This window comes from Streptomyces sp. NPDC001568 (genome assembly GCF_042893755.1).
GTDB lineage: Bacteria > Actinomycetota > Actinomycetes > Streptomycetales > Streptomycetaceae > Streptomyces.
In genome coordinates, this window is sequence record NZ_JBIAVF010000017.1 from 199,231 (window position 1) to 223,750 (window position 24,520).

A 24,520-nucleotide genomic window follows, 5' to 3' on the forward strand; every position below is an offset into this window, starting at 1 on the left:
GTGCAACGGAGTTCGCACCATGACCACCACGCCCGCCGCCTACGAGCCCACCGACCGCACCGTCCCGAGCCGCTCCCGCGACCGGGCGCGCTACGACCGCGAGACCGTGTACTCGATACTCGACCAGGCCTACGTCTGCCACCTCGGGTTCGTCCGGGACGGCGCGCCGGTGGTCCTCCCCACCCTCTTCGGGCGGGTCGGCGACACCCTGTACGTCCACGGCTCCACCGGCTCCCGCCCGCTGCTCGCCGCGGGCAAGTCCGACCCGGGGTTGCCGGTCTGCCTGACGGTGACCCACGTCGACGGCCTGGTGCTGGCCCGCTCGGCCTTCCACCACTCCCTCAACTACCGCTCGGTGGTCGTCCACGGCACCGCCCACCAGGTCACCGACGAGGCCGAGTGCCGGATGGCGCTGGACGCCCTGGTCGACCACGTCGTACCCGGCCGCTCCGCCGACTCGCGGCCCGCGAACGCCCGGGAACTCGCCGCCACGGCCGTGATCCGGCTGGACCTGGAGGAGGTCTCCGCGAAGCTGCGCACCGGCGGCCCGAACGACGACGCCGAGGACCTGGACCTGCCGTTCTGGTCGGGAGTGGTCCCGGTCGCCCCGGCGTACGGGGCGCCGGTCCCGGCCGCCGATCTGGCCCCGGGCATCGCCACGCCGGACTACATCGCCGCGCTCTGAACCTCGGGGGTGGGCCGGTCCTCCACCGGCCCGCCGTCAGGCCGACCTTCCTCCGCGACCTCGCCCGCCGGCCTGTCCGCCCCGTCCGCCGGCCTGCGCGCCTCGGCGCCGATCAGCGCGCCGACGGCCGCGAGCAGCAGTACGGTGCCCAGCACCACGGCCCCGGTCAGCCGCTCCCCGAGCACCCCGACCGCGATCGCGGCGGCGCTCACCGGCTCGATCAGCATGATCACCGACACGGTCGCGGCACGCACCGCCGCGGCCCCGGTGAAGTAGAGCGCGTACGCCAGCGCCGTCGGCACGGTGGCGACGTACAGCAGCAGCCACACCACCCGCGCCAGGTCGGCCGTGTGCGGCACCAGTCCCTCCAGCACGGCGAGCGGCAGCAGGCACACCGTGCCCACCCCGACCGACCACGCGGTGGTGACGAGCGGGTCCCCGCCCTCCCCCCGACGCCCGAGCCCGCGCGTTCGCAGCGTCATCGCCGCGTAGCCGGCGGCCGAGAGCAGCGCCCAGAACACCCCGAGCGGCCGCACCTGCGCGCCGCCGGAGCCCAGCACGAGCACGGCCAACCCGGCGAGGGCGCCGCCGACGGCGGCCGCTCCGCCCCGACCCAGTCGCTCGCCCATCCAGTACCGGCCGCCGAGCGCGATCAGCACGGGCCCCGCGCCCAGGGTCACGACGGTGCCGACGGCGAGGCCGGTCTCCCGCACGGCGCCGAAGTACGCGGCCTGGAACAGGGTGAACAACAGGCCGGTCCCGATGAGCGAGGCGACGGACGGCCGGCCCACCCGCTCCCGGCCGCCTCCGGAACGGCGCGGGACTCCGGGGCGCGGGACTCCGGGGCGCCGTACGGCGAGCACCCCCAGCAGCACGACGAGCCCGCCCGCGCACCGCCAGAAGGACAGGGCGAGCGGGCCGAGGTCACTGGCCAGGAAGAGGAGGGAGGCGGCGGCCCCGGCGGTGCCCCAGGCAACTCCCGCGACGACGAGGTACAGCAGATCGCGCCCGGCAGCGGGCGAATGGTTCGACACGTGGTTCTCCGCGCATGCGTGAAGGATGAGAAAAGCGGGTCATCACTTCGCGGGCAGCACGAACCCGCCCCGGGCGGCCGAAGGGCGGCCGGGACGGGTGGTCCTCGAGGGAGCAGCCACCCGCGCCTGATCCTGCGCGGGAATCTCCGCGGGCACCCGCACGACGGGCGGGACCGCGAGAGCGTCCGGACAGGACCTAGGCGGCGGGAGGCGGAAGTACGGTCGAAGGCATGGTTCGCACCTTACGTGCTCCACCGCCGGCCCGACCAGGCCCGCGGCTCGGCAACCGCGTCACACCCGAGTGCGTTCCAGGTCCAGCACGGCGGGATCGACCGCGGCCGGCGGCGTCGGCCGGGAGGACTGCGCGATGAAGGCGCCGCTCAGCACCAGCGCGCCGCCGACGATCTGCGGGAGGGAGAGGTGTTCGCCCAGCAGGATCCACGCGAGGACGGTGGCGATGACGGCCTCCAGGCACGCCACCACGCCCGCCACCTGCGGGGAGAGCTTGCGCACCGACACCACTCCGGTGACGTACGCGAAGACGGTGGCGACCAGCACCACCCAGCCGAGCAACGCGTACGCGGGCACCACCAGGTCGTCAAGGGCCGCGTACCCGCTCAGCACCCGCCAGTCCATCTGCCACGGTCGGGCGATCACGGTCATCACCAGCGTGCCGATGATCATTCCGTACGCGATCACACCCATCGGGTCGGGTGCGTCCTCCCCGTCCGCGCCCTGGTCGGCGAAGACGAAGTAGAAGGCCTGACAGCAGGCGGCGGCGAGGCCGAGCAGCACGCCGAGCGGGTCCAGGCTCAGACCGGCCCAGATCTCGACGACGCAGGCCAGGCCGACGACGGCCACCGCCGCCCCCGCCGCCGCCGCCCGGGTCACGGGCTTGCGCTGGACGAAGCGGATCCAGCCGAGCAGCAGGGCCGGCCCCAGGTACTCCAGGAGGAGGGCCACGCCGACGGGAATCCGGGACAGGGAGGCGAAGTAGAACGCCTGCACACCGGCGACGGCGATGAGCCCGAAGCCGGCGAGGAGCAGCGGCTTGCGCCGTACCAGATCGCGGTGCCGCCAGGCCAGCGGGGACAGCACCAGCGCTGCCCCGGCGACCCTGAGCCACACGACGTGCAGCGGGTCCAGGCCCGCCTCGATCAGCGGCTTCGCCGCGACCCCCGAACCACCGAACGCGCACGCCGAGACGAGGGCGAGGCCCAGTCCGGCGTTCTTCCCTGACGCTTGCATCGGGCCATCATGGCAGGGCCGGTCAGCACCGTCACGCCCGTGACGCCTGTTGAGACGCAGCCGAGACCAGGGCACCGACGAACCTCCAGATCTGACAGGTCGTCAGTATTGAATGTTGAGGTCGCCGGGACTACCTTCCGCCGCACGTACCGGACGAGAAGGGGTGGACGCATGGCTGAGGTCACCGCGGAATCACGCATCGAGGCGCCCGCCGCGCAGCTGTGGGCCCAGCTGACGGACTGGGACGCGTACGGGCAGTGGAGCATGACCCACACCAACTTCCCGAAGGGCGGTCCCGAAACCCTCGCGCTCGGGGCCACCTTCGCCGAGAACATGAAGATGATGGGCTTCCCGGCCGAGGTCCTGTGGACCGTCTCGGAACTGGAGGACGAGCGCCTCTTCGCCATCACCGGCAAGGGCCCCATGGGCGTGGCCGTCCTGACGCGCTACACGCTGACCCCGAACGGCGACGCCACCACGGTCCGCATCGACGGCGAGTTCACGGGCGCCGCCGTGTCCCTGATGGCGGGCAAGCTCAAGGACTCGGCCACCGCGGCGCTGAACGAGTCGCTGCGCAAGCTGGCCGGACTGGTCGTCTGACGGCGGCGCCCGGCAACCGCGACCGGATTCGCCCCGCACGCATGACGGAGCGCCCCGCGAGAAACCTCGCGGGGCGCTCCGTCATACGGCCATTTCGTCACACCTGCGTACGGCGACCCTCGGGCCCGGGCGCCGGGCCGTTCAGTGCTCGTCCGCCAGGATCAGGTAGAGCTTCTTGCGGGCGTCGTTGATCACGGTGAGGGCCTTCTCGCGCTGCTCGGGCGAGCCGGTCTTGAAGACCTGACCGAAGGCCTCCATCAGGCCGACCCCGGCCGTACGGACCTCGTGCATCGCCTCGAAGTCGAAGCCCCGCCCGGCGTCCGCCCAGGGGGCGTCCGGACCGGACTCGGCCTCGCCGCGGCCGGCGTCGGTGAGGGTGAACAGCTTCTTGCCGCCCTCGCTCTCACTGACGATGAGCCCCTCGTCCTCCAGGAGCTGGAGGGTCGGGTAGACCGAGCCGGGGCTGGGCTTCCACGCCCCGCCGCTACGCTCGCCGATCTCCTGGATCATCTCGTAGCCGTGCATCGGCCGGTCGGTGAGCAGCGCCAGGATCGAGGCGCGCACGTCACCGCGCCGCGCCCGCCCCCGGGGCCCCCCGCGCCCGCCGCGCCCCCCGAACGGTCCACCGCCGAAGGGCGGCCCGAACGGCCCGAACGCGGCCCGGCGCTCCTGGAACTCCTCCCGACGGTCGGGCCCGCAGTGGCCGTGCCCCCGCCCGTGCTCGTGCCCATGTCCATGGTCGTGCTGTCCACGTGAACGCATCACTGCGCTCCTTTCGTCATCACTCGTCATCGCTGTCTTCGTCTCTCGACTCCTCTACTATCGCTGACCCATCGCGATGCGTCAACGATATATCGGAAACTATCGCCGACACTCGCCCTCACCAGCGGTTCGCCCCCTTCCGTCCCGGAGAGGAGCACCCCCGACGGCTTCGGCCTCCGGCCGGTCACCGATACCGACCGGTTCGGTTTCCGGGCCCCGGTCGTGTCGGTCGGCTGTCGGCGGGGCGGCGGGGCGACGGGCTGTCGGCGGGGACCGCGGGACCGGGCGTGGCCGGCCGCGAAGGCGCCGTCCCGCCGGCGTCCTGACCGTTGCGAGCCTCAGGGAGCCACCAAGTCCTCCGCATCCCAGGTCCCGTCGTGGGACGTCCACCGGCTGCCCACCGCCGAGGGGAAGAACTTCCTGGGTCACCGGCGGCAACGCGGGCATCGGGTGCTTCGTCGCCGAGCGACTCGCCGCCACCGGGGCCCTGGTCGCCGTCGCGCCCGCCCGTGCACGTCCGGACCACCGGGCAGCGACTGCGGCGGCCACCGCTCGGCCTGCTCCTCCAGGCCAAGGACGCCGCCGCCCGGCTGTTCGGGCCGTGCTCGACCCGGGCGCCCGCGGCGGCCGGCTGCGACCTGACCCGGCCACGCCCCGACGTTCACCACACCGACGCGGTGGGGTGGGAAGCCGCCGCCTTGGCCGTGTTCCGCCTTCCGACCACCACCCCGCAGCCGGCGCCGGCCGATCCCGAGGCCACCGCGAAAGCGCGACCCTCCCCCGCGACCAGGCCAGTCGGCCCGGATTGGCCTTTGTCCGCGCCCGGAGCACCGCCCTACCGTCGAACCCATGCGCATCCGAATCGTCGACGCCTTCACCGACCGCCCCTTCCACGGGAACCCCGCCGGAGTCCTGCTCCTCGACGGCCCCTTCCCCCCGGACGCCTGGCTCCAGCAGGTCGCGGCCGAGCTGAACCTCTCCGAGACCGCCTTCGCCCACCCCTTGCCGCCCGGCGGGGACGCCGACTGGGCGCTGCGCTGGTTCACCCCGGCCGCCGAGGTCGACATGTGCGGACACGCCACCCTCGCGACCGCCCACGTCCTCGCCTCGGGGGGGCTCGCGGAGGGCCTGATCCGCTTCGCGGCGCGCTGCGGCGTCCTCACCGCCCGGACCACCGGGGACGGCTCGATCACCATGGACTTCCCGACGTCCGCGCTGACGCCGCTCGACCCGGGCCCCGAGGTCGCCCGCGCGCTGGGCGCCGGGATCAAGTCGGTGCACGACACCTCCGACCACGTGGGCGACCTGCTGGTCGAGCTGGCCGACGAGCGCGCCGTACGCGAGCTCACCCCCGACCACGCCGCCCTGCGTGCCCACTCCCGCCGCGGGGTGATCGTCACCGCGGCGGCCGAGGACCCCTCCCGCGGCTACGACTTCGTCTCGCGCGGCTTCTTCCCCGCCCTCGGCATCGACGAGGACCCGGTCACGGGCAGCGCGCACACCGCGCTCGCCCCCTTCTGGGGCGCCCGCCTGGGCCGCACCGAGATGACCGGCCGGCAGGGCGGAGCCCGTACGGGTCTGGTCCGCGTCACCCTCGCCGGCGAGCGGACCCTCCTGACCGGGCACGCCGTCACCGTCCTGGACGGCGAGCTGCTCACCGCGCCCTGAGTCGGGGCCCGAACGCCGGCTCCGGGCTCCGGCCGGAGCCGGACGGGACGACCTACGGGGTGGGCAGCCAGTCCACCTTGCCCGCGAGCAGGGCGTATCCGCCGAAGGCGACGATGTCGAGCAGCGCGTGCGCGACGACGAGCGGCCCCACCCGGCCCCAACGCCGGTACGCGATGACGAAGACGACGCCCATCACCATGTTGCCGATGAACCCGCCGATGCCCTGGTAGAGGTGGTACGAGCCGCGCAGCACGGAGCTGGCCAGCAGCGCCGCCATCGGCGACCAGCCCAGCTGGTCGAGCCGGCGCAGCAGGTAGGCCAGCACGATGACCTCCTCCACGACGGAATTCTGCAACGCGGAGAGGATCAGTACGGGGAACTTCCACCACACGTCGGGCAGCGCCTCGGGCACGACCGTCAAGTTGAAGCCGGTCGCGCGGGCGGCCAGGTAGAAGGCCAGTCCGGCGCTTCCGATCCCGGCGGCCACGAGCGCCCCGCGGCCCAGGTCCTGCCAGGGTCGGGACCGGTCGAAGCCCAGGACGCGCAAACCGGGCGCCCCCTCGCGGGTCAGCAGGTGCGCCACCAGCAGTACGGGGACCAGCGCCGACGCGATGCCGAACAGCTGCCAGGCGAGGTCCAGCCAGGGCCGGCCGGGCGCGTACGAGCCGTTGAGCGTGGCGGCCTGGTCCTTCAGACCGCCCGGTTTGGTGAGCGAGCCGATGAAGCTGATCAGCGCCGAGACCCCGCTGGCGCCGAGCGACAGCGCGAGCACGAGCAGCGTCTCGGTGCGCAGGACCCCCCGCCGTCGCCCGTCATCGCCCAGCTCCACCACCACCGGCTCCGCGCGCACGCCCGACTCCCGTCCCGCCGTCCCGCTGCGAGCCATCCCGCCGCGACGTCCTGTTCCGACCACCCATACTGCCTCCTCGGTGGCCGAAGGGGATCATCACGGCGGGATCGGGGTGCCCGACCGACGCGGGGCGCGGACCGGCGGCGGACCGGCGGCGGACCGGCCCGACGCCCCGATCAGCGGCCGGCCACCGTGGCGGGGTCCACCTCCCGTTCCGATATGCCGACGGGCCAGGTGTGCACGGGGTCGCCCCGGTGCATCAGCTCGCTGTACCGGCGCGTGGTGGCGGCGAGCGCGGCGTCCCGCTCCAATCCGCCGGCGCGGGCCCGGTGGTAGGTGTCCACCTGCCAGGTCGCCCCGTTCACCCGCCGCCGACATCGCTCCTCGATGATCCCGAGGTAGTGGTCCCGGTCCGCGGCCGCGATCCCCCACGCGTCGAGCCCGGCGGCGGCCATCGGCAGCAGTTCGTCGAGCACCAGCCTCACCGCCGGTACGCTCACCAGCCCCCCGGCCCGCCCCCGCCGGGGCCAACGCAGCCGGGCGTCGATCCCGTACCGGCAGGCCGCGTCGAAGTTCGCCTCGGCCTCGGCGAACGGCATCCTGGTCCACACCGGGCGCTGTTCGTCGGCGAGGGTGCGCACGAGCCCGTAGTAGAAGGCCGCGTTGGCGACGACGTCGGTGACGGTCGGCCCGGCCGGCAGCACCCGGTTCTCCACGCGCAGGTGCGGCACCCCGTCGGCGACCCCGTAGACGGGCCGGTTCCAGCGGTAGACCGTGCCGTTGTGCAGGACCAGTTCCTGCAGGCCGGGCACCCCGCCGTCGGCCAGTACCCGCAGCGGTTCCTCCTCGTCGCAGATCGGCAGCAGCGCCGGGAAGTAGCGGAGGTTCTCGGCGAACAGTTCGTACGCCGAGTCCACCCACCGCTCCCCGAACCAGGTCCGCGGCCGCACCCCCTGGGCCTGGAGCTCCGGCGGCCGGGTGTCGGTGGCCTGCGTGAAGAGCGGTGGCCGCGACTCGCGCCACAGCTCGCGCCCGAACAGGAAGGGCGAGTTGGCGCCCACCGCTATCTGTACGGCGGTCACCGCCTGCGCCGCGTTCCACACGTCCGCGAACCGCGCCGGAGTCACCTGCAGGTGCAGCTGTACGGAGGTGCAGGCGGCCTCCGGCACGATCGACCCGGTGCTCCAGGTCAGTCGCTCCACCCCGTCGATGTCGAGGGTGAAGTCCTCCCCCCGCATCATCAGGATCTGCTCGTTCAGCAGCGAGTACCGGTCCACCGCCGAGAGGTTGGCCGGTGCCAGGTCCGCGCGGGACAGGGTCGGCAGGATGCCGATCATCACCACCCCCGCGTCGATCTCCGCGGCCTGCCGGTGGGCGTAGTGGAGCCCCGCACTCAGTTCCTCCGCGAGCTGGTCGAATACCCGGCCTTCGAGGCGGTGCGGAAGTACGTTGACCTCCAGGTTGAACAATCCGAGTTCGGTCTGGAAATCGGGGCTCGCAATCCGCTCCAACACCTGGGCATTCACCATTCGCGGCAATCCGTCGGCACCCGCGAGATTCAATTCGATCTCCAGCCCCATCATGTTCTTGGGGCGATCGAACCTCTTCTCCGCCAGAAGGCGCTCCAGTCCCTCCAGGCACTCGTGAAGCTTCCTCCGATACCGTTGCCGATCGGACAGGTCGAATCCGCCTGCCACGACCTTCTCCCCCATCGAAGCTTCCCTCCTCGACTGGCCCGGCCTTGTGCCCCCAGGCGCGCATGTACGGTCGATGATGCCCAGGCACCGTGATCGATAACGCCGATGACCACCCCTCGGACAGGAGCGCGCGCCGGTATGGCCGGATGGGCGCTTCGGCACATTCACCTGGCAAGTCTTCGTATGCACATTCCGCGTCGACTTTGCCGGTTCCGGATAACCGACGCTTTCCAGCCGAGCCCCCTTCCGGTAGCCTCCGAGGTCAGCGCGGCAGGTCTGCGCTCAGGCGTCATGAATGGCTTCGCAGCAGGGCCGGTAAGCGACTTGTCGGCAATAGCCGGGACAGCTAGCCGAAACACTGCGTGAACACGTGTCGTATAAACTCCGCAATCGAGGCAGAGAGTTGGCGCGCGGTCATTGCCCCTCAGCCCCCCTCTGGCCCCAGAATGCGACAGCGCCGTCCCGTTCCTTCCCCCGCACCCCAGGTCTCCCAAGTGAGAGGCGACCCACCATGCCGCTGCATGTCCCTCCGGCTCCCGCGCCCGCCCTGCGCAGCGTCCTCGCGGCACTCGGTTCCCCCACCGCCGTCCACGAGGCGCACACTCCGGCCCTGCGCACGGTCCAGGGCCCGTTGACCGCCGAACTGCCCCTTCCGGTGCACGTGATCGACCGGCTCCACACGTCCAACCTCGCTGCCGGCGGCAGGCCCCCGCGCACCCGGCTCACCGCGTGGCGGTTCCTCATCCGCAGCGGGGACCGCTTCGTCGCCGCGGCCGACACCCGCCTCACGGCGGACGGATGGACCTTCTCCCACTTCTTCGAGGGGCCCTACGTCACCGCCACCGAACGCGCCCTGCGCCAGGCCGAGTCACTGGGGACCGGCTACCAGCCGCGCCTGCTGTCCGTACCGGAGCTGTACATGTTGACCCTGTGGCTGCACGGCGCGGTCGGCGCCGACGCCGCGGCCGGCCTGCCGGCCGCCGCCGACCTGCTGGTTCCGCTCGCCCCGGCACCTCCCGGCATCGCGGCGTTCCGGCCGCACACCGTGTCCGAACTCCTGCCCGTACTGACGCACCGGCTGACTCGGCAGGCCCCTCCGGTGCCGCCCCCCGTAGCCGCACCGGCGGCCTGAACACAGCCACCCGGACGACCCATTCGGCCTAGTCCGCTGGGACCATTCGCGAACCATCCGAAATGACAGGGGAGTTGGCCTGAACCGCCCGCACGGGTGATGCGTCCTCAATCCATGAGGACAGCTGCCGGGAAATACCTGCGAAGCAGCCGTCCTGGGGGAAGACTGAGCCCATCCTCCCCGCAGGTGCGGGGACGACCCAGGGGGACGGCCATGAATCACGCATCGAGCCGTAGCGAACAGACCACACCGCAGCGAAAGAACGCATCCATGTGCCAGCACCAGCCTGCCTGCCCGTCATCAGAGTCCGCCGACCGGGAGGCCGCGCGCCCGGTGGCCAACCACCCGGAGCAGGGCTGGAGCCTGCTGTGCAACGGCGTCCTGCTCTTCGAGGACACCGGTGAACTCCTGCCGGACGGACAGATCATCGCGCCGCACCGCCCGCTCGCGGCGGCCTGAGCGGACCTGACGGAACGGAAGAAGGGGCCGTTCCCGGAGCATGTGCTCCGGGAACGGCCCCTTCAACGCGTCGGCCCGACGGGTCCGCGCCCCGTCACCGCGTCACGCGGGATCAGTTGTCGTACTCGTCCAGCGGCGGGCAGGAGCACACCAGGTTCCGGTCGCCGAACGCGCCGTCGATCCGGCGCACCGGCGGCCAGTACTTCTCGGCGGGCGTGACACCGGCCGGGAAGACGGCCTCGTCCCGGGTGTACGGGTGGTTCCACTCGCCGCCCAGCGAAGCCGCGGTGTGCGGGGAGTTGGCGAGCGGGTTGTCGTCGGCCGGCCACTCGCCGCCCGCGACCCGCTCGATCTCGCCGCGGATCGCGATCATCGCGTCACAGAAGCGGTCGATCTCGGCGAGGTCCTCGGACTCCGTCGGTTCGATCATCAGCGTGCCGGCGACCGGGAAGGACATCGTCGGCGCGTGGAAGCCGTAGTCGATCAGACGCTTGGCGATGTCGTCCACGCTCACGCCCGTCGACTTCGACAGCGGACGCAGGTCGATGATGCACTCGTGCGCGACCAGGTTGCCCGGGCCGGTGTACAGCACCGGGTAGTGCGGCTCCAGACGCTTGGCGATGTAGTTGGCGCCCAGTACCGCCACCTGGGTGGCGCGCTTGAGCCCCTCACCACCCATCAGGCGTACGTACGACCAGGAGATCGGCAGGATGCCCGCCGAGCCCCACGGCGCGGCCGAGATCGGGCCGACGCCCGTCTCCGGACCGGCCGTCGGCTGGAGCGGGTGGTTCGGCAGGTACGGGGCCAGGTGCGCCCGGACGCCGACCGGGCCCACGCCGGGGCCGCCGCCGCCGTGCGGGATGCAGAAGGTCTTGTGCAGGTTCAGGTGCGAGACGTCGCCGCCGAAGTGACCCGGCTTGGCCAGGCCCACCAGGGCGTTCAGGTTGGCGCCGTCGACGTACACCTGGCCGCCGGCCTCGTGCACCTGGGCGCAGATGTCGGCGACGTGCTCCTCGAACACACCGTGCGTCGACGGGTAGGTGATCATCAGCACGGCGAGCTCGTCGCGGTACTGCTCGATCTTGGCGCGCAGGTCGGCCGCGTCCACCTCGCCGTCGTCCGCCGTCTTGACGACGACGACCTTCATGCCGGCCATCACGGCGCTCGCCGCGTTGGTGCCGTGCGCGGAGGACGGGATGAGGCAGATGGTGCGCTGCTCGTCGCCGTTCGCCCGGTGGTAGGCGCGGACGGCCAGCAGGCCGGCGAGCTCGCCCTGGGAGCCGGCGTTCGGCTGGATGGAGACCTTGTCGTAGCCGGTCACCTCGCAGAGACGTTCCTCCAGCTCGGTGATGAGCGTGAGGTACCCCTGCGCCTGCTCGACCGGGGCGAACGGGTGCAGCTGGCCGAATTCGGGCCAGGTCACCGGCTCCATCTCGGTCGTCGCGTTGAGCTTCATCGTGCAGGAACCCAGCGGGATCATGCCGCGGTCCAGCGCGTAGTCCTTGTCCGACAGCTTGCGCAGGTAGCGCAGCATCGCGGTCTCGGAGCGGTGCTGGTGGAACACCGGGTGGGTGAGGACCTCGTCCGAGCGCTGCAGGGCCTCGGGCAGGGTCTCGGCCGTGGTGGCGTCCAGGGCCTCGAGGTCGGCGGCGACCCCGAAGGCGCCCCAGACGGCCTCGACGTCGGCGCGCAGGGTGGTCTCGTCACAGGCGACGGAGACCAGGTCGGCGTCGACCTGGAAGAGGTTGACGCCCGCGGCGCGGGCGGCCGCGACGACCTCGGCCGCCTTGCCGGGGACGCGGGCGGTGATCGTGTCGAAGTACGAGCCGTGCACGACCTCGACCCCGCCGGCCGTCAGGCCCGCGGCGAGCAGGGCGGCGTAGCGGTGGGTGCGGCGGGCGATCGTCCGCAGCCCGTCCGGGCCGTGGTAGACGGCGTACATGCCGGCCATGACGGCGAGCAGCACCTGCGCGGTACAGATGTTGCTGGTGGCCTTCTCGCGGCGGATGTGCTGCTCGCGGGTCTGCAGCGCCAGCCGGTACGCCTTGTTGCCGTCCGCGTCGACGGAGACGCCGACGAGGCGGCCCGGCAGGGAGCGGGCGTGCTTGGCCTGAACGGCCATGTAGCCGGCGTGGGGTCCGCCGAAGCCCATCGGGACGCCGAAGCGCTGGGTGGTGCCGACGGCGATGTCCGCGCCCAGCTCGCCCGGGGAGGTCAGCAGGGTCAGGGCGAGCAGGTCGGCGGAGACGGTGACGACGGCGCCGAGCTCGTGCGCCTGGTCGATGACCGGCTTGATCTCCCGTACGGCGCCGGAGGCACCGGGGTACTGGAGCAGCACGCCGAAGACGCCGCGCTCGGCGATCTCGGCGGGGATGCCGTCCGACAGGTCGGCGACGACGACCTCCACGCCCGTGGGCTCGGCGCGGGTCTCGATCACCGCGATGGTCTGCGGCAGCGCGTCGGCGTCGATCAGGAAGACACCGCCCTTGACCTTGCCGACACGGCGGGCCAGCGACATGGCCTCGGCGGCGGCGGTGCCCTCGTCGAGGAGGGAGGCGCCGGAGGTCGGCAGACCGGTCAGGTCGGCGACGACGGTCTGGAAGTTCAGCAGGGCTTCCAGCCGGCCCTGCGAGATCTCCGGCTGGTAGGGCGTGTACGCCGTGTACCAGGCCGGGTTCTCCATGACGTTGCGCAGGATGACCGGCGGGGTGAAGGTGCCGTAGTAGCCGAGGCCGATCATCGAGGAGAGGACCTGGTTGCGGTCGGCGAGCGAGCGGAGCTCGGCGAGCACCTCCGCCTCGGTCCGTGCCTCGGGCAGGTTCAGCGCCGCGGCGGTCTTGATCACATCCGGTACCGCGGCGGCGGTGAGCTCGTCCAGGGAGCCGTAGCCCACCTGGGCGAGCATCTTCGCCTGCGCCTCGGCGTCCGGGCCGATGTGGCGCTGCTCGAAGGGGATGCCTCGCTCCAGCTGGGAGAGCGGAATGCGGTTGGCGGTCATGACGGAGGCCTCCTGGTCGTATGACCTGCGAGGGGCACCACGGCGCGGGCACCCGGACGGCCTCCCCCTCTGTCATCTCAACCTGAGAGCTTCACCGGGCCACGAGGGGATCGCCCACGGGGTCCGGCTTTCACCGTCGGTGAGGAGAGGAGCCGGTACTGCGTCCCGGCACCGCTCCTGCTTTCCAGAGTGGCCTCTTCACGTGCGGTACGTATGCCTGAGAGATTCCGGGGAGGATTTGCTCCTTCGGCGCCTCCGTCGAACTCAATCGGAGGACTCTCCCGCACAGGGTCAACAGCCGTCACCCAGCCTACCAGCGAGGATCTGGACCCTCCCTCGAGTGGCCCCGTCTGCGGATATGCACTTTTGTAGTGATTACGGATGGAGTTGCGACCCAGTGGAGGGACCGTGCAGACCGACATCGATCCGCGCAGCCTGATCGGCCGCAAGGCATTCGACCGGAACGGCGCCAAGATCGGCACCGTGGACGAGGTCTACCTCGACGACGCCACGGGCGTTCCGGAGTGGGCCGCCGTACGGACCGGCCTCTTCGGCCGGGACGCCTTCGTCCCCCTGGAGCCCAGCGAGGTGGTGGACGACACCCTGCGCGTGCCGTTCGAACGTTCCCTCATCAGGGACGCCCCCGATTTCGGGGTCGGCCGTCACCTCTCCCCCGAGCAGGAGCTCCAGCTCTACCACCACTACGGCCTCGACGTGGTCCTCCCCTCGGAGTTCCAGCACGCCCCGCCCCCACCCGCCAAGAAGCGCCGCCGCGACGCCGGCCGGCCGGCCGGTTAGGCGGACACGCCCCCGGCCGGACCCACCAGGGGCAGCGGATCGGACGGCTCCAGCTCGGGGTCGTCCACCCGGAAGGTACGGGCCCGGCCCGGCGCGGAGCCGGGCCGCTCGAACCGTACGGTCACCCGGCCGACCCCACTGCCCTGGACCCAGCCGGGCCCGTACACCGCATGCCGTACGTCGCTCCCGGCCGCCCAGTACCGCACCACGCCCCCGCCCGGGTCCCCGGGCGCTCCTCCACCCTCCACGCTCCCTACGGCCCCTGCGGCCCCTCCAGGCGCCTCCACCTCACCGGCCCCGGACGGCACGTCCACCCGCTCCGCCCCATCCGGCGCAACGGTCCCGCTCTCCTGCGCGACGCCCGGGTCGCCGTCCGCCTCGGCGGCGCGCACCTGGGCGAAGAGGTCCTCCTGCGTGTAGTCCGCGAGGCCCGTCACCCCGACCCCCAGGAGGCGTACTCCTCCCGTGGTGTCCACGCCCTCCAGCAGCCGCGCGGCCGCCTCCCGCACCACGGCCGGGTCGTCCGTCGGGCCGCGCAGGGTCTCGGAGCGGGTCAGCGTCGAGAAGTCGTAGCGCCGCACCTTGAGGACGATGGTCCGGCCCGAGTGGCCGGAGGCCCGCAGCCGGCCCACGCACCGGTCGGCGAGCCGCTGCACCTCGTTGCGGATCCGTACCCGGTCGTGCAGGTCCACGTCGAAGGTGTCCTCGACCGAAACGGACTTCGCGTCGCGCTCCGCGACCACGGGCCGGTCGTCCAGCCCCAGCGCCATCCGGTACAGCCCCGCCCCGTGCGCCTTGCCGACCATCCGGACCAGCTCGTCCTCACCGGCTTCGGCGAGCTCCCCGACGGTGGTGATCCCGGCCCGGCGCAGGTGCTCCCCGGTGGCCGGCCCCACCCCGGGCAGGGTCCGCACCGACATGGGCGCGAGCAGTTCCCGTTCGGTGCCGGGTTCGATGAGCAGCAGCCCGTCCGGCTTGGCCTCCTCGGAGGCCACTTTGGCGAGCATCTTCGACCCGGCCAGCCCCACCGAGCCACTGAGCCCCGTGGCGGCCGTGATGTCGGCCCGCAGCCGCTCCCCCACCGCCCGGGCCCCGGCCGCGTCGAATGCGGCCCCGCCCGCCTCCAGGTCCACGAAGGCCTCGTCCAGGCTGAGCGGCTCGACCAGCGGCGACAGCGCCCTCAGCATGCCCATGACCAGCTCGCTGACCTCGCGGTAGAGGGTGAAGCGGGGGATCAGGCAGGCCCCGTTCGGGCAGAGCCGACGGGCCTGGGCCATCGGCATCGCCGAGTGGACCCCGAACCGGCGGGCTTCGTAGGAGGCGGTGGCCACCACACCGCGCGGTCCCAGCCCGCCGACGATCACGGCCTTACCGCGCAGGCTGGGCTTCGACGCCTGCTCCGCCGAGGCGTAGAAGGCGTCCATGTCCAGGTGCAGGATGGTCGGGGCGGATCTCACAGCCCGATGCTCCCCTACGGCACTGACAACGCCGCGGCCACCGCGACGGAGGCGGCGCCCTCGCGGTCCGCGAGGAGGCCGCGCCTCACCGGACCCGATCAGCCGGGCCGCATCGCCCGGCTGCGATGGGAGAGTCGCGATCGGAGAGCCGCGATCAGACGGCCCGGTTGCGGCGCGCGGCCAGTTCGTCGGCCGGATTCTGGCCCACCAGGGTCTCCCCGGTGTCCACGCGCTCCCCGTGCAGCTGCGACAGGGCGTTCTCCACGTCCCGCCAGACCACGCCCACCGCGATGCCGAAGACGCCCTGCCCGCCCTGGAGGAGGCTCACCACCTGGTCCGGTGAGGTGCACTCGTACACGGTCGCGCCGTCGCTCATCAGCGTCATGCGCTCCAGGTCGTGGAAACCGCGGTCCCGCAGGTGCTGCACGGCGGTGCGGATGTTCTGCAACGCCACCCCGGTGTCCAGGAAGCGCTTGACGATCTTGAGGACCACCACGTCGCGAAAGCTGTACAGCCGCTGCGTGCCGGATCCGTACGCGGGCCGGACGCTCGGCTCCACCAGCCCCGTCCGCGCCCAGTAGTCGAGCTGCCGGTACGTGATGCCGGCCGCGGCACATGCCGTCGGGCCGCGGTAGCCGACCTGCTCGGGCGCCGGGGCGTCGCTCACCGGTCCGACCGGCGTGGACGCCGGCTGACGGTGCGCGGACCCGGCCGCGCCGCCGTGCAGCGGGTACGGCCCACCATCACTCCGTGCGGGGGTGCCCCCGGTCGTACCGTCGCCCGTGATCCTCACGCCGACCCTCCGTCCTTGACCTGCCCACCTCGAAGGTAGGCAGTGACCAGGGGTGCGTCAACGATCGCCACACTCGGCACGCCGAGTGATAATCACCCTGAGAGTGGTTTCCCGTACCCCATTGCGGGGAAAGGCTACTCGAATGGGCTGAAAGTTCCCGGTGGGCGACGCGGCCGCGTTTCACGGCGCCCGCCCCCGCGACTCCCCTTCGCACCCCTCACTGCGGGCCGGTACCGAAGTCCTCCGGTGAGATCTGGTCGAGGAACTCGCGGAACTTCTCCACCTCGTCCTCCTGTTCGTCGGGAATGGCGATTCCGGCGTCGTCGAGCACACCGTCACTGCCGTAGATCGGCGTCCCCGTCCGCAGGGCCAGCGCTATGGCATCGGAAGGCCGCGCGCTCACCTCGACCCCGCTGGCGAAGACCAGCTCCGCATAGAAGACACCCTCGCGCAGATCCGTGATCCGGACCTCGGAGAGCTCCTCACCGACCGCTTCCAGCACGTCCTTGAACAGGTCGTGCGTCAGCGGCCGGGCAGGGGCCATTCCCTGCTGGGCGAAGGCAATGGCGGTAGCCTCCCCAGGACCGATCCAGATGGGGAGGTACCGGTCGCCTCCCACTTCACGTAGGAGCACGATCGGCTGGTTGGAGGGCATTTCCACCCGGACACCCACAACGTCGAGCTCGTTCACACAGCAACCCTAGGACCTGCCCGGCCGGTTTGGGTAGTCGGGGCCCCACGCCGACCAGCGCCGTCAGCGCAACCGGACGCCCAGAGCGGTCTGCACGAGGGCCTCGTGAAGCCGTACGGACAGCCCCGCGAGCTCCTTCAACGTCGCCTCGGCGTGCGCCCTGGTCTGCGGATTGCGGTGCCTGCGCAGGGGCGCGACGACCTGTTCCACCAGACCCGCCTCACGGTCGGCGGCGGCCTTCATGGCACGCAGGTGGCGCGGTTCCAGGCCGAACCGGCCGAGATCGGCGATCAGCCGGGCGACGGTGACCGTCTCCGCGTCGAACCCACCGCCGGGCGCCTCGGAGATGAGGCCGTACGACTCCCACTCCACGAGCTGGACCTCGTCCACCTCGGCGGCGGCGATCAACTCGGCCCGCCCCACCCGGGGCACGGTCGGCCGCTCCCGGCCCACCTCGCCGTACAGGGCGGACGGGCTCGCGGGATCCACGGACTCCCCGTGGGCGGTGGGCCCGGGGATGCGGATCTGCTCGCCCCGGTCGAGCGCGTCGAGCTGCTCCCGGATGACCTTCAGCGGCAGGTAGTGGTCCCGCTGGAGGCGCAGGATGTGCCCGAGCCGTTCCACGTCGCCGGTGCTGAACTTGCGGTATCCGGAAGGCGTGCGCCGGGGCTCGACGAGCCCCTCCGCCTCCAGGAAGCGGATCTTCGAGATGGTGACTTCGGGGAACTCGTCGCGCAGCGTGGTCAGCACCGTGCCGATGCTCACCAGCCGCCCGGTCTGGCCGACGGTGCCGGCGGTGCCGCTCTTCGGGGCACCGCCGGTGGGGGTACGCAGCATGGAACCTTCCCTGTGGTTCCCCCGGACCGGGTCCGGGGGAAGGGTCAGATGCCCCGCAGGCTCGCGTAGAAGACCAGCCGGTACTTGCCGATCTGCACTTCGTCGCCGTTGTGCAGGGCGACCGAGTCGATCGGCTCGCGGTTCACGTACGTGCCGTTGAGGCTGCCCACGTCGGAGACGGTGAAGCCGCCCTCCTGGCCCCTGCGGAACTCGACATGACGCCGGGAGACGGTGACGTCGTCCAGGAAGATGTCGCTCTGCGGGTGCCGGCCCGCCGTGGTCAGCTCACCGTCGAGGAGGAAGCGGCTGCCCGAGTTGGGGCCGCGTCGCACGATCAACAGAGCGGAACCGGGCGGCAGCGCTTCCACCGCGGCCTGGGCCTCGGGAGAGAGCGACGACGACGCGTGCGGCTGTCCCGACACCTCGGCCTCGTAGGCCTCGAGGCCCGAGATCGAGATCGTGGACGTGGTCTCCGAGGCACGCTCCGGCGTCAGGCCCGCCCGCAGCGGCGCTCCGCAGTTGGAGCAGAAGCGGCTGGCCGCATCGCTGCGGTGCCCACACCTGCTGCAAACCTGCTCGGCCGACATGGACGGCTCCTCGCGCCGCGGCTGCCCCGCGGAGGCATTGGTGGCATACGGGTCGGGCGCAAACCCTCCACCCGCACTTGAGGTTGATGGTTCACCGAAACCTATGCGTCCGGAACCGGCGGGGTCAACGTTCGACGCGCCCTGCGCGCCCGAATTGTCACCCTGGCCGGCCACCTCATCGCGGAAGAGCGGCCGGTCGCCCTGCCCTTCCCCGTCACCGTGTCCCGCACGGTGACGCGCGGCACCGCTGTCCTCGCGGTTCTTCTTGCCGAACAACTTCTCAAACAACTTCACGGGCGATTCCCCTTGACCGAAACAGACCCGCCCGTGGGGCAGGACGAACTCTGCATGCACACACCTGCCGACCCGGACATTCTCACAACGTCCGTAACCACCAGACAGTTTCCACCACGCACCGCGACTTCGGTGCGTCGACCCCCCGCAGGCATCCGCCCGCGTGAGCCGGTCCACGTTCCGCCCGACATCACGGCGATGACGACCGAGCGTAGTCAGGCTGCTTCGCAGCCCGCAAGGCATCCACAACGATCTTCGCCGACCGCGTGACGGCGACCGTCGCCTGTTCCTTCTCCAACGTCTGCACCACACCACCGGGGATGTTGAGCGCCGGCTCCAGATCCTGCGGCCTGCCGATCACCTTGAACTCATAAGGCTGTGTGATCTTCTTACCGTCGATCGCCACTCCACCGGCCTCGTCCGAGAAGAACGAGCTCGCCACCACGCGCACACCGTTGATCTGGATCGCCTCGGCCCCGGCCGCCCGCAGCTCCTGCAACGTGTCCAGGAGCTGGTCGGACTGCACCTGACCCTGCGGATCGGTGATGCGCAGGGTGATGCCGGGTCCCTGCGCTGCCACCGTACCGGCCAGGATGCCCAGTTGGCGTTCCTTCTCCACGGTCTGCCGGCGGGCCTCCTCCGCCTGGTTGGAGCTGCTCTCCAGCTCCTTGCGCTGGTCGTCGAGGCGCTGCTTCTCGTCCTCGAGGCGCGTGGTCCGCCCGTCGAGCTCGTCGAGGATCCGTACGAGGTCCTCCTGACGGGCGCCGCGCAGCGGGGCGCTGGAGTCGTTGTTCGACCGTACCTGGATCGCGAGACCCAGACCGAGGACGAACAACAGCAGCGCGACGATCAGTTGGGCCCGACTCACGCGGGGCGGCCACAGCCCGGCCGCGAGGCGCTGGCGACCGGTCTGCTCCCCGGCGGTCCCGGGGCCGCCGGAAGGTCCCGCGGAGGGCTCTGGCGCGGCCTGCGCGGCCGGTTCGTCCTTCGGGGGCCGCACCGGCTCCCCGGGCTCCCCCAGTGGGGTGTTGTCGCTGCTCATCGGCCTCACGCCCGGAAGACGTGCCGGCGGATGGCCGCGGCGTTGGAGAAGATCCGGATGCCGAGGACGACGACCACGCCCGTCGACAGCTGCGCGCCCACGCCCAGCTTGTCGCCGAGGAAGACGATCAGCGCGGCCACGACCACGTTCGACAGGAACGACACCACGAAGACCTTGTCGACGAAGATGCCGTCCAGCATCGCGCGCAGGCCGCCGAACACCGCGTCCAGCGCGGCCACCACCGCGATCGGCAGATACGGCTCGACGACGGCCGGCACTTCGGGCCGGACCAGAAGCCCGACCACCACTCCGGCCACCAGGCCCAGTACCGCGATCACGATGCACCCTTCTTCGGCTCTTCTGCTGTGGCTGTACGCACGGTCAGGCTCGATGCGGCCGGCACCTTCACCTCGTCCACGGCGGACAGGGTGTAGCGGATCCCGTAGCTCTCCTGCAACACGTGCAGGTACTGGCCGTCCACGGAGTCCTGGAAGGTGGTGCCGAGCCGCTTCTTGTCCCCCACGGCGAGGACCTCGTAGGGCGGCACCAGCGGCTTGTTGTCGACCAGTATCGCGTCACCGGCGGCCCTGATCGCCGACAGCGCCGTCAGCCGCTGTCCGTTGATCGAAACGGCCTCCGCGCCGGCCTGCCACAGTCCGTTCACGATGCGTTGCATGTCCCGGTCACGGACCCGACCGGTGTCGGAGAAGCCCGCGCTCTCGCGCGGTGCGCCGCCGCCGGCCGCCGCGCCCTTGGCGTCGTCCACGACCAGCTTGACGCCGGGACCCCGCACCTCGGTCGCGCCCGACAGCAGGGCCACGAGCCGGCCCTGGTCCCCGCCGTGCTGATTGAGCGCCGCGCCCTGCCGGTCGGCGACCTCGGTCCGCAACCGCTCGATGTCGCGCTCCAGCCCGTTCGCCCGACCGTCGGCACGCTCCACGCGGTCGATCAGCTCCTGGCGCTCCTTGGCCAGCACCGGCGCCGCTATGCGCGCCTGGGCGGCGCCGAGCGTGACGACCATGGCGGCGATGACCAGGCCGGCGGCCAGCGCCAGCTTCGCCCTGAGGGTCCGCGGCAGCCCTGCGGTACCGTCCGCCTCGCTCCGCGCCGCCGCTTCCGCATAGCCCTCGTCGAGGCTGTGGTCCATCACGTGCGTCAGCAGCGACATGGAGGCGTCCGGACGCGCGGGCGGTGTGGCCGAACTCCGGTTGTTGGGCGGCTGCGACATGCCCCACATCGTCGCATGTCGCCCCCGCTCCCACCGAATGCGGTCGTACGGCGGGGGGGGGGGGGGGGCCCGCCCGGCGGGGGGGGCCCCCCCCCCCCCCGGCCCGCCCCCCGGGGGGGGGGGCGGGCCCGCCCCCCGGGGGGGGGCGCGCCCCCCCCGGGGGGGGGGCGGCCCGGCTCGGCGCGGCCTCGCGCGAGCTCCGCCGGGGGGGCGGGGCCCCGGGGGGGGGCGGGGGCGGGCGCGGCCCCCCCCCCCCCCCCCCCCCCCCGCCGTACGCCCTGCCGAGCGTGAGCCCTCAGTGCTGTCCGGCGCCGTCCACGACTTCTGCCCACTCGTCGAGGAGTGCCTGCGCGGACGCGTCGTCGGGGCCTTCCGCCCACAGGTGGGTGACCGCTTCCGCCGGGTCCGGCAGCACGAGGGCCCACCGTCCGTCGGCCTCGACCACCCGCACCCCGTCGGTGGTGTCCACCTGACGGTCTCCGGCCACCTCCACGACCCGTCGCATGACGAGCCCCTTGACGGCCCACGGCGTCGGCACGTCCCGCTTGAGGACGTGCGCCCGCGGAATCCGGGCGTCGATCTGGCTCAGTGTGAGCTGCGTCCGCGCCACCAGCCCGATGAGCTGCACGAACGCCGCCGAACCGTCGAAGACGCTGCCGAACTCGGGGATGATGAAGCCGCCCCGGCCGTCACCGCCGAAGATGGTGCTCTCGGCCCGTCCCACGCGGGTCAGGTCGTCGGGCGAGGTCGTCGTCCACTCCACCTGCGTCCCGTGGTACGCCGCCACCTGCTCGGCGACCCGGGTGGTGGTCACGGGCAGCGCCACCTTGCCGCTGCGCTTCTCCGCGGCGACCAGGTCGAGGAGCACGAGCAGCGCCCGGTCGTCCTCGATGATCCGCCCGCGCTCGTCGACCAGCGAGATCCGCTCGCCCACCGGGTCGAAGCGGATGCCGAACGCAGCCCGCGCCGAGGCCACGATCTCCCCGAGCCGTACCAGCCCGGCCCGCCGGGACTCCACGGTCTCGGTCGGTCGGGACTCGTCCAGGCCGGGATTGATCGTCAGCGCGTCGACCCCGAGCCGGCCCAGCAGGCTGGGCAGCACCAGACCGGCACTTCCGTTCGAAGCGTCCACGACGACCTTGAGGCCGGAATCGGCGATCCCGGTGATGTCGACGCGCCGCAGCAGGGAGCCCGTGTACGAGTCGAACACGCTCGACGGGAACTGCAGGTCGCCGATCTCCCCCGGGAAGGCGCGCCGGTACTCCTGGCGCGCGTAGACCCGGTCCAGCTTCCGCTGGCCCGCCTGCGAGAGGTCCGCTCCCCGCTCGTCGAGGAACATGATGTCCACCGAGTCCGGCACGCCGGGCGAGGTTCTGATCATGATGCCGCCGGCGGCGCCTCGGGCCGTCTGCTGCCGCGCCACCGGCAGCGGTACGTTCTCCAGGTCGCGCACGTTGATGGCACTGGCCTGGAGCGCCGAGATCACGGCCCGCTTGAGCGCTCTCGCGCCTCGGGAGTGGTCTCGGGCGGTGGTGACGATCGCACCCTTCTTCAGGGTGGTGGCGTAGGCGCCCGCGAGCTTGACGACCAGCTCGGGGGTGATCTCCACGTTCAGGATCCCGGAGACGCCGCGGGCACCGAACAGGTGGGCCTGCCCGCGCGACTCCCAGATCACCGACGTGTTGACGAAGGCACCGGCCTCGATCGTCTTGAACGGGTAGACGCGGACGTTGCCCTGGATGATGGATTCCTCGCCGACGAGGCACTCGTCGCCGATGACGGCTCCGTCCTCGATCCGCGCGGCCCGCATGATGTCGGTGTTCTTGCCGATGACGCATCCGCGCAGGTTGCTGTGCGGGCCGATGTACACGTTGTCGTGGACGACTGCCTTGTGCAGGAAGGCGCCGCTCTTCACGACGACGTTCGAGCCGATGACCGTGTGTTCCCGGATCTCGACGCCGGCTTCGACCTTGGCGTAGTCCCCGATGTACAGGGGCCCCCGCAGGACGGCGTCGGGGCTGACCTCGGCGCCTTCGGCGATCCACACTCCTGGGGAGATCTCGAAGCCCTCCATGTCGACCTGGACCTTGCCCTCGAGGACGTCGGCCTGCGCCTTGACGTAGCTCTCGTGGGTGCCCACGTCCTCCCAGTAGCCCTCGGCCACGTAGCCGTAGATCGGCCGGCCTTCCTTCATGAGCTGGGGGAAGACGTCACCGGACCAGTCGACGGACACGTCGGCGTCGACGTAGTCGAAGATCTCGGGTTCCATCACGTAGATGCCGGTGTTGATGGTGTCCGAGAACACCTGGCCCCACGTGGGCTTCTCCAGGAAGCGCTCGACCTTCCCTTCCTCGTCCACGATCGTGATGCCGAATTCCAACGGATTCGGCACCCGCGTCAGGCACACCGTGACCAGTGCGCCCTTCTCCTTGTGGAAGCTGATGAGATCGGTGAGGTCGAAGTCGGTGAGCGCGTCGCCGGAGATGACGAGGAAGGTGTCGTCCTTCAACGCCTCCTCGGCGTTCTTCACGCTGCCGGCAGTGCCGAGTGGCTTCTCCTCGTTGGCATAGGTGAGCTCCATTCCGAGCTCCTCGCCGTCCCCGAAATAGTTCTTGACGAGCGACGCCAGGAACTGCACGGTGACGACGGTCTCGCTGAGCCCATGCCGCTTGAGCAACCTGAGCACATGCTCCATGATCGGCCGGTTCGCCACCGGCAGGAGCGGCTTGGGCATGCTTGAGGTCATGGGGCGAAGCCGCGTACCTTCGCCACCGGCCATCACGACGGCCTTCATGTCGGAAGAGTCCTCCTAGAGAGATGACGGTCTGGCCGACCTCACCCGCCCCGGACGGTGACTCCGCTACTCCTCCGCGTCAGTTACCGGCGCCGAGCGAGCTCAATCGGCCGTGGCATCCGCCTTCACGAGACGGCGGACTTGCACCACGTAAAGGATTCCTGCCCACCAATAGAGCGTTGTACCCCATCCCGCGAACGCCCATCCGAAAACGGACCCCGTCCAGGCCAACCAGCCGGTCCCGTCACTGAGCAACAGCAAGGGGAACGCGTACATCAGGTTGAAGGTCGCGGCCTTGCCGAGGAAGTTCACCTGGGGCGGCGGATAGCCGTGCCGGCGCAGGATCCACACCATGACCAGCAGCATTGCCTCACGGGCGAGGAGCGCGGCGGTGAGCCACAGCGGCAGGATCTCGCGCCAGGTCAGTCCGAAGAGCGTGGTCAGGACGTAGAGCCGGTCCGCGGCCGGGTCCAGCAGCCGGCCCAGTTTGCTGATCTGATTCCAGCGCCGCGCGAGTTTTCCGTCGAGGTAGTCACTGATCCCGCTGAGCATGAGCACCGCGAGTGCCCACCCGTCGTACTCGGCCAGGATCAGCCAGAGGAACAGCGGTACGCCGGCGAGGCGAGCCATGCTCAGGATGTTCGGAATGGTGAAAATTCGGTCAGTCTGGACCCGAGTCTCCTGGACCTCCACCCGGGGGCCTCCACTGTGACTGTAGAAAATGTCGAATCGATGCCCCCTGACCCTACAGGAGTCCCTGACCAGGCCCGGAACGCAGAAAAGCCCCGCACCAGTTACCTGGTGCGGGGCTTTCCCACAATGATTGTTCGGCGGCGTCCTACTCTCCCACAGGGTCCCCCCTGCAG

General features: G+C 71.4%; 22 protein-coding genes and 1 riboswitch. Of the genes, 6 read left to right on the forward strand and 16 right to left on the reverse strand.

Features of this window, described 5'->3' with window-relative positions:
- The first annotated feature begins 19 nt into the window (after positions 1-19).
- Positions 20-685, forward strand: a complete 666-nt coding sequence (locus tag ACFY0I_RS29075) for a pyridoxamine 5'-phosphate oxidase family protein (RefSeq protein ID WP_388901375.1) — start codon at positions 20-22, stop codon at positions 683-685.
- Here ACFY0I_RS29075 and ACFY0I_RS29080 read toward each other — a convergent pair.
- Positions 667-1,719 carry a DMT family transporter gene (locus ACFY0I_RS29080; protein ID WP_388901377.1) on the reverse strand — a complete coding sequence of 351 codons (1,053 nt, stop codon included), beginning with the start codon at positions 1,717-1,719 and terminating at the stop codon, positions 667-669. The genes ACFY0I_RS29075 and ACFY0I_RS29080 overlap by 19 nt on opposite strands.
- A 291-nt stretch (positions 1,720-2,010) precedes the next feature.
- Positions 2,011-2,967 (reverse strand): DMT family transporter, encoded by a 957-nt coding sequence (locus ACFY0I_RS29085; RefSeq protein ID WP_388901378.1) that lies wholly within the window; start codon positions 2,965-2,967, stop codon positions 2,011-2,013.
- Between the two features lie 171 nt (positions 2,968-3,138).
- On the opposite strand from ACFY0I_RS29085, the gene ACFY0I_RS29090 reads away from it, so the two are divergent.
- Positions 3,139-3,567 (forward strand): SRPBCC family protein, encoded by a 429-nt coding sequence (locus ACFY0I_RS29090; RefSeq protein WP_388901380.1) that lies wholly within the window; start codon positions 3,139-3,141, stop codon positions 3,565-3,567.
- Between the two features lie 141 nt (positions 3,568-3,708).
- On the opposite strand, the gene ACFY0I_RS29095 is transcribed toward ACFY0I_RS29090, so the two are convergent.
- Complete coding sequence (locus ACFY0I_RS29095) at positions 3,709-4,329, reverse strand: PadR family transcriptional regulator (protein WP_388901381.1); 621 nt, start codon at positions 4,327-4,329, stop codon at positions 3,709-3,711.
- A gap of 849 nt (positions 4,330-5,178) precedes the next feature.
- Here ACFY0I_RS29095 and ACFY0I_RS29100 point away from each other — a divergent pair.
- The gene (locus ACFY0I_RS29100) at positions 5,179-5,997 is read left to right on the forward strand and encodes a PhzF family phenazine biosynthesis protein (RefSeq protein WP_388901383.1); all 819 of its coding nucleotides are present in this window, start codon (positions 5,179-5,181) and stop codon (positions 5,995-5,997) included.
- Positions 5,998-6,049: 52 nt separating this feature from the next.
- Here the strand turns inward: ACFY0I_RS29100 and ACFY0I_RS29105 are convergent, their stop codons facing one another.
- Both ACFY0I_RS29105 and ACFY0I_RS29110 read right to left on the reverse strand, forming a co-directional pair.
- Entirely contained in the window at positions 6,050-6,883 is an 834-nt protein-coding gene (locus ACFY0I_RS29105; protein ID WP_388901385.1) for a CPBP family intramembrane glutamic endopeptidase, read from the reverse strand.
- A gap of 140 nt (positions 6,884-7,023) precedes the next feature.
- Positions 7,024-8,559, reverse strand: a complete 1,536-nt coding sequence (locus ACFY0I_RS29110) for a glutamate-cysteine ligase family protein (RefSeq protein ID WP_388901387.1) — start codon at positions 8,557-8,559, stop codon at positions 7,024-7,026.
- Positions 8,560-9,055: 496 nt separating this feature from the next.
- Between ACFY0I_RS29110 and ACFY0I_RS29115 the strand changes: the two genes are divergently transcribed.
- A complete protein-coding gene (locus ACFY0I_RS29115) occupies positions 9,056-9,676 on the forward strand; it encodes a hypothetical protein (protein ID WP_388901389.1) in 621 nt (206 codons plus the stop codon).
- A gap of 270 nt (positions 9,677-9,946) precedes the next feature.
- Entirely contained in the window at positions 9,947-10,135 is a 189-nt protein-coding gene (locus ACFY0I_RS29120; RefSeq protein WP_007262885.1) for a DUF5999 family protein, read from the forward strand.
- 112 nt (positions 10,136-10,247) lie between these two features.
- Here ACFY0I_RS29120 and gcvP read toward each other — a convergent pair whose 3' ends face one another.
- A complete protein-coding gene (gcvP, locus tag ACFY0I_RS29125) occupies positions 10,248-13,133 on the reverse strand; it encodes an aminomethyl-transferring glycine dehydrogenase (protein WP_388901390.1) in 2,886 nt (961 codons plus the stop codon).
- Positions 13,134-13,328: 195 nt separating this feature from the next.
- Positions 13,329-13,427: riboswitch (glycine riboswitch) on the reverse strand.
- Positions 13,428-13,541: 114 nt separating this feature from the next.
- Between gcvP and ACFY0I_RS29130 the strand changes: the two genes are divergently transcribed.
- Positions 13,542-13,931: a PRC-barrel domain-containing protein gene (locus tag ACFY0I_RS29130; protein ID WP_388901392.1), complete on the forward strand. Its 390-nt coding sequence runs from the start codon at positions 13,542-13,544 to the stop codon at positions 13,929-13,931.
- Here the strand turns inward: ACFY0I_RS29130 and ACFY0I_RS29135 are convergent.
- The 10 genes from ACFY0I_RS29135 to ACFY0I_RS29180 form a co-directional block, all read right to left on the reverse strand.
- Positions 13,928-15,388 (reverse strand): DNA polymerase IV, encoded by a 1,461-nt coding sequence (locus ACFY0I_RS29135; RefSeq protein WP_388901393.1) that lies wholly within the window; start codon positions 15,386-15,388, stop codon positions 13,928-13,930. The genes ACFY0I_RS29130 and ACFY0I_RS29135 overlap by 4 nt on opposite strands.
- A 154-nt stretch (positions 15,389-15,542) precedes the next feature.
- A complete protein-coding gene (locus ACFY0I_RS29140) occupies positions 15,543-16,181 on the reverse strand; it encodes a MerR family transcriptional regulator (protein WP_388901395.1) in 639 nt (212 codons plus the stop codon).
- A gap of 217 nt (positions 16,182-16,398) precedes the next feature.
- Entirely contained in the window at positions 16,399-16,872 is a 474-nt protein-coding gene (locus ACFY0I_RS29145) for a bifunctional nuclease family protein (protein ID WP_350916703.1), read from the reverse strand.
- Between the two features lie 63 nt (positions 16,873-16,935).
- Positions 16,936-17,709: a MerR family transcriptional regulator gene (locus tag ACFY0I_RS29150; protein ID WP_388901397.1), complete on the reverse strand. Its 774-nt coding sequence runs from the start codon at positions 17,707-17,709 to the stop codon at positions 16,936-16,938.
- Positions 17,710-17,753: 44 nt separating this feature from the next.
- Entirely contained in the window at positions 17,754-18,698 is a 945-nt protein-coding gene (locus ACFY0I_RS29155) for an FHA domain-containing protein (protein ID WP_388901421.1), read from the reverse strand.
- Between the two features lie 82 nt (positions 18,699-18,780).
- Positions 18,781-19,632 carry a DUF881 domain-containing protein gene (locus ACFY0I_RS29160; RefSeq protein WP_388901398.1) on the reverse strand — a complete coding sequence of 284 codons (852 nt, stop codon included), beginning with the start codon at positions 19,630-19,632 and terminating at the stop codon, positions 18,781-18,783.
- Positions 19,633-19,637: 5 nt separating this feature from the next.
- Entirely contained in the window at positions 19,638-19,970 is a 333-nt protein-coding gene (locus ACFY0I_RS29165; RefSeq protein ID WP_281207173.1) for a small basic family protein, read from the reverse strand.
- The gene (locus ACFY0I_RS29170) at positions 19,967-20,869 is read right to left on the reverse strand and encodes a DUF881 domain-containing protein (RefSeq protein ID WP_388901400.1); all 903 of its coding nucleotides are present in this window, start codon (positions 20,867-20,869) and stop codon (positions 19,967-19,969) included. The genes ACFY0I_RS29165 and ACFY0I_RS29170 overlap by 4 nt, the downstream gene beginning before the upstream one ends.
- Before the next feature lie 286 nt (positions 20,870-21,155).
- Positions 21,156-23,654 (reverse strand): sugar phosphate nucleotidyltransferase, encoded by a 2,499-nt coding sequence (locus ACFY0I_RS29175; protein WP_388901402.1) that lies wholly within the window; start codon positions 23,652-23,654, stop codon positions 21,156-21,158.
- Positions 23,655-23,756: 102 nt separating this feature from the next.
- The gene (locus ACFY0I_RS29180; RefSeq protein WP_388901404.1) at positions 23,757-24,347 is read right to left on the reverse strand and encodes a CDP-alcohol phosphatidyltransferase family protein; all 591 of its coding nucleotides are present in this window, start codon (positions 24,345-24,347) and stop codon (positions 23,757-23,759) included.
- Positions 24,348-24,520: the final 173 nt, after the last annotated feature.